A 4245-nucleotide genomic window follows, 5' to 3' on the forward strand; every position below is an offset into this window, starting at 1 on the left:
ACGGCACGACCCTCGACCCCGCCGCCGTCGCCGAGGACGCCCCGCCCGACCCGCGCAACGTCTACGCCGACACCAAACTCGCCCAGGAGCACCTGGCCGCGTCGTGGGCGCGGGCGACCGGCGGGACCGTCGCGGCGCTGCGGTACCACAACGTGTACGGGCCGCGGATGCCGCGCGACACCCCGTACGCGGGCGTCGCGGCGATCTTCCGGTCGCGGCTGGAGAGCGGGCTGGCGCCGCTGGTGTTCGAGGACGGCGGGCAGCGCCGCGACTTCGTCCACGTCCGCGACGTCGCCCGCGCCAACGTCCTGGCGCTGGAACACGCCGCCGCCACCGGCCCGCGACCGCCCGCCCCCGGGCTGCGCGCCTACAACATCGCCAGCGGGACGCCGCGCACCGTCGGGGACATGGCCGCCGCGCTGTCGGACGCGTTCGGCGGGCCCGCACCGCAGGTCACCGGCGGTTACCGGCTCGGCGACGTCCGGCACATCGTCGCGCGCCCCGACCGCGCCCGCCGCGAGCTGGGCTTTTCCGCCGCGGTGCCGTTCGCCGACGGGATGGAGGAGTTCGCCCGGCGGCGCGTCACCAGTTCGTAAGGGTTCCCCGGCCGTCACCGAGAGTAGCGTCAGTGCCGTGATCGATGTGGTTCTCCCGTGCCTCGACGAGGCCGAGGCGCTGCCCTGGGTGCTGTCCCGGATGCCCCGCGGGTTCCGCCCGCTGGTGGTCGACAACGCCTCCACCGACGGATCCGCGCGCGTCGCCGCCGACCACGGCGCGCGCGTCGTCCACGCGCCCGAGCGCGGCTTCGGCGCCGCCTGCCACCGGGGGCTGCTGGCCGCCCGCACCGACGTCGTCTGCGTGATGGACGCCGACGCGTCGCTGGACCCGGCCGAGCTGCCCCGCCTGACCGCCGCGCTCGACGCCCTCCACACCGCAGGCCCGCCGGGCCCGGCGGGCGGCCCGGGGCCCGTGCCGGGGCTGGTGCTGGGGAGGCGGCGGCCGTCGGGGCGGGGCGCGTGGCCGCCGCACGCGCGGCTCGGCAACGCCGTCCTGGCCCGGTCCCTGAACCGGCGCGCCGGCACCCGCCTGCACGACCTCGGGCCGATGCGCGCCGCCCGCCGCGACGCGCTCCTCGCGCTCGGGCTGACCGACCGCCGGTTCGGCTACCCGCTGGAGATGGTGCTGCGCGCCGCCCGCGCCGGCTGGCGGATCGGCGAGATCGACGTCGCCTACCGCCCCCGCACCGGGACCTCAAAGGTCACCGGCACGCTCGGCGGGACGGTCCGCGCCGTCCGCGACATGCGCCGCGTCCTGGCGGAGGTCGCACGATGAGCGCGGCCCGGACGAGCGCAGGCGGCCCGGACGCCGATCTGATCGTGATCGCCAAGCAGCCGGTGCCCGGGCGCGTCAAGACCCGCCTGACACCCGCCTACACCCCCGCCGAGGCCGCCGTGCTCGCCGAGGCCGCGCTGCGCGACACCCTCACCGCCGTCGCCGCCGCCCCGGCCGGGCGCCGCACCCTCGCGCTGGACGGGACGCCCGGCCCGTGGCTGCCCGCCGGGTTCACCGTGACCGCGCAGCGCCCCGGCGGCCTGGACGAGCGCCTGGCCGGCGCGTTCACCGACGCCTACGACGGCCGCCCGCTGGTCCTGATCGGCATGGACACCCCGCAGGTCACCCCCGCGCTGCTCGCCGCCGCCGGGCGGGCGCTGGCGCGGCACGGCGCGGTGTTCGGCCCCGCCGCCGACGGCGGGTTCTGGCTGCTCGGGCTGCGGCGCCCCGACCCGGCGCTGCTGCGCGGCGTCCCGATGTCGCGGCCCGGCACCGGCGCGGCGCAGCTGGCGCGGCTGCGCGCCGCCGGGCTGAAGGTCGCGCGGCTGCCCGAGCTCACCGACGTCGACACCCCCGCCGACGCCGCGGCCGTCGCCGCCCAGGCGCCGTCCGGCCGGTTCGCGGCGGCGGTGCGGGCGCTCGGCGTCAGGACCGTCCCGGCATGATCGGCGCACTGTACGAGGACGCGCTGCGGGGCCGCGCGCCCGTCGAGATCGAGCACGCCGACGGGCGCCGCCGCCCGCTGCCCGTCCAGGACTGGCTCGCCGCCCGGCCCGGCGACGGCGGGCTGCTGGCCCGCTGCGACGGCGCGACCCTGGACGTCGGGTCCGGGCCCGGCCGCCTCACCGCCGCGCTCGCCCGCCGCGGCGTCCCGGTGCTGGGCATCGACCTCGCGCCCGCCGCGGTCGCGCTGACCCTCGCGGCGGGCGGGCCCGCGCTGTGCCGGGACGTGTTCGGCCGCGTCCCCGGCGCCGGACGCTGGCGCACCGTCCTGCTCGCCGACGGCAACATCGGCATCGGCGGCGACCCGGCCGCGCTGCTGCGCCGCGTCCTGGCGCTCCCGGCGCCCGGCGGGCGGGTCCTGGCCGAGGTCGACCCGCCCGGCGCCGCGTCGCGCGTCGAGCCGCTGCGGCTGCGGTCGGGCCGCGCGGTCGGCGAGTGGTTCGCCTGGGCGCACGTGTCCGCCGACGCCGCCGCCGGGCTCGCCGCGGCGTGCGGAGCGGCCGTGACCGAGGTGTGGGAGGAGGCGGGCCGATGGTTCGTCGCGCTGTGCCCGCGGCGCTGACGCGCCTGCCGGGGCGGTTCACCAGCCGGCTGCACGACGAGCGGGTCGCGGCGTGGCTGGGCATGGCGCTGGGCGTCAGCGTCCTGTCGGCGTTCGCGACCGGGCTGGTCTCCCACTTCATGCAGCACCCGCCCGGCTGGGCGCAGTGGCCGTCGCGGCCGGTGAACCTGTACCGGGTGACGCAGGGCGTCCACGTCATCGGCGGGCTGGCGACCGTGCCGCTGCTGCTGGCCAAGCTCTGGACCGTCTACCCGAGGCTGTGGCAGTGGCCGCCGGTCCGCTCCGCCGCGCACGCGGTACGGCGGCTGCTGGTGTTCGTGCTGGTCGGCGGGGCGCTGTTCCAGTTCGTGACCGGGGTGCTGAACATCGGGTACTGGTATGCGTTCCCGTTCCTGTTCACCACCGCGCACTACTGGACCGCCTACATCGTCGCCGGGGCGCTGCTGATCCACGCCGCCGACGAATGGTCCAAGGTGCGGCGCACGGTGATGACCCGTCCGCAGGACGCGGTCGGGCGCCGCGCGTTCCTGCTCACCGTCGCCGGCGCGGGCGGCGTGATCACGGCCGTGACGGTGGGGGAGGCGTTCTCGCCGCTCGCGCGGCTGGCGGTGCTGGCGCCGCGCCGCCCCGGGACCGGGCCGCAGGGCCTGCCGGTCAACAAGTCCGCGGCCGCCGCCGGGGTGAGCGCCGCCGCCCGCGACCCGGGCTGGCGGCTGACGGTCACCGGCCGCGTCCGCCGCGACCTCACCCTCACCCTGGACGGCCTGCGCGCCCTCCCGCAGCACCCGGCGCGGCTGCCGATCGCGTGCGTGGAGGGGTGGAGCGCCGGCGCCGACTGGCGCGGCGTGCGGCTGCGGGACCTGCTCGCCCTCGCCGGCGCCGGCGACACCGCCCGGGTGCGGGTGGAGTCGCTGCAGACCTCGGGGCTCTACCGCACCTCCCACCTCGACCCCGGGCACTGGCACGACCCGCTCACCCTCCTCGCCCTCGACCTGAACGGCGGGCCGCTCGACCTCGACCACGGATACCCGTGCCGCCTGATCGCGCCGAACCGGCCCGGGGTCCTGCAGACCAAATGGGTGCACCGGCTGGTGGTCCTGTGAACACCGGCCCCGCGAAGACCCGCCCCGTGAAGACCCGTCCTGTGGCGGGAGGTGCCGTGAAGGTCGCCGTCTACGGGGCGGGGGCGGCGCTGATCGTGGTCGGCGTGCGCGGCGTCCTCGTCCACCTCGCGCACGCCGACGCGGTCGTGTGGCTCGCGTGGTTCGCGGGCGCGGCGGTCCTGCACGACGGGGTGCTGGTCCCGCTGGTGCTGGCGGCCGGGGCGGCCACGAGCCGGGTGCCCGCCGCCTACCGCCGGATCGTGCGGGCGGCGCTGATCGTCGCGGGCTGCGTGTGCGCGGTCGCGCTGCCGCTGGTGCTCGGGTACGGGCGCCGCGCGGACGAGCCGTCCCGGCTGCCGCTGCCCTACGGCCGCAACCTCGCGATCGTCCTGGCGCTGATCACCGTCGTCGCGGCCGTGGCCGTCGCGGTCCGCGCGCACACCGCCCGCCGCGCGGGGCGGAAGGAGCGGACGTGACCCTCACCGGCACGCGCGAGCACGCCCCCGAGGCGGCGCGGGGCCGCCG

Annotated in this window: 6 protein-coding genes; all 6 read left to right on the forward strand. The window is 78.6% G+C overall.

What is annotated here, in order from left to right; all coding sequences use genetic code 11:
• Positions 1-596: NAD-dependent epimerase/dehydratase family protein (locus tag E1264_RS40710; protein ID WP_132182613.1), on the forward strand; the 596-nt coding region annotated here is incomplete at its 5' end.
• A 37-nt stretch (positions 597-633) separates the two neighbouring features.
• Positions 634-1332 (forward strand): glycosyltransferase family 2 protein, encoded by a 699-nt coding sequence (locus E1264_RS40715; protein ID WP_207936896.1) that lies wholly within the window; start codon positions 634-636, stop codon positions 1330-1332.
• Positions 1329-1997: a TIGR04282 family arsenosugar biosynthesis glycosyltransferase gene (locus E1264_RS40720; RefSeq protein ID WP_132182615.1), complete on the forward strand. Its 669-nt coding sequence runs from the start codon at positions 1329-1331 to the stop codon at positions 1995-1997. The genes E1264_RS40715 and E1264_RS40720 overlap by 4 nt, the downstream gene beginning before the upstream one ends.
• Entirely contained in the window at positions 1994-2617 is a 624-nt protein-coding gene (locus E1264_RS40725) for a methyltransferase domain-containing protein (protein ID WP_132182617.1), read from the forward strand. The genes E1264_RS40720 and E1264_RS40725 overlap by 4 nt, the downstream gene beginning before the upstream one ends.
• On the forward strand, positions 2587-3720 hold the full coding sequence (locus E1264_RS40730) for a molybdopterin-dependent oxidoreductase (protein ID WP_132182619.1): 1134 nt from the start codon (positions 2587-2589) through the stop codon (positions 3718-3720). The genes E1264_RS40725 and E1264_RS40730 overlap by 31 nt, the downstream gene beginning before the upstream one ends.
• A gap of 56 nt (positions 3721-3776) precedes the next feature.
• The gene (locus E1264_RS40735) at positions 3777-4196 is read left to right on the forward strand and encodes a hypothetical protein (protein WP_207936898.1); all 420 of its coding nucleotides are present in this window, start codon (positions 3777-3779) and stop codon (positions 4194-4196) included.
• Positions 4197-4245: the final 49 nt, after the last annotated feature.

This window comes from Actinomadura sp. KC216, assembly GCF_004348535.1.
GTDB lineage: Bacteria > Actinomycetota > Actinomycetes > Streptosporangiales > Streptosporangiaceae > Spirillospora.

Bases quoted from the DNA above. Each gene is read 5' to 3' on its own strand.
- E1264_RS40725 (WP_132182617.1), top strand. From the start codon at position 1,994: ATGATCGGCGCACTGTACGAGGACGCGCTGCGGGGCCGCGCGCCCGTC.
- E1264_RS40720 (WP_132182615.1), top strand. From the start codon at position 1,329: ATGAGCGCGGCCCGGACGAGCGCAGGCGGCCCGGACGCCGATCTGATC.
- E1264_RS40730 (WP_132182619.1), top strand. From the start codon at position 2,587: ATGGTTCGTCGCGCTGTGCCCGCGGCGCTGACGCGCCTGCCGGGGCGG.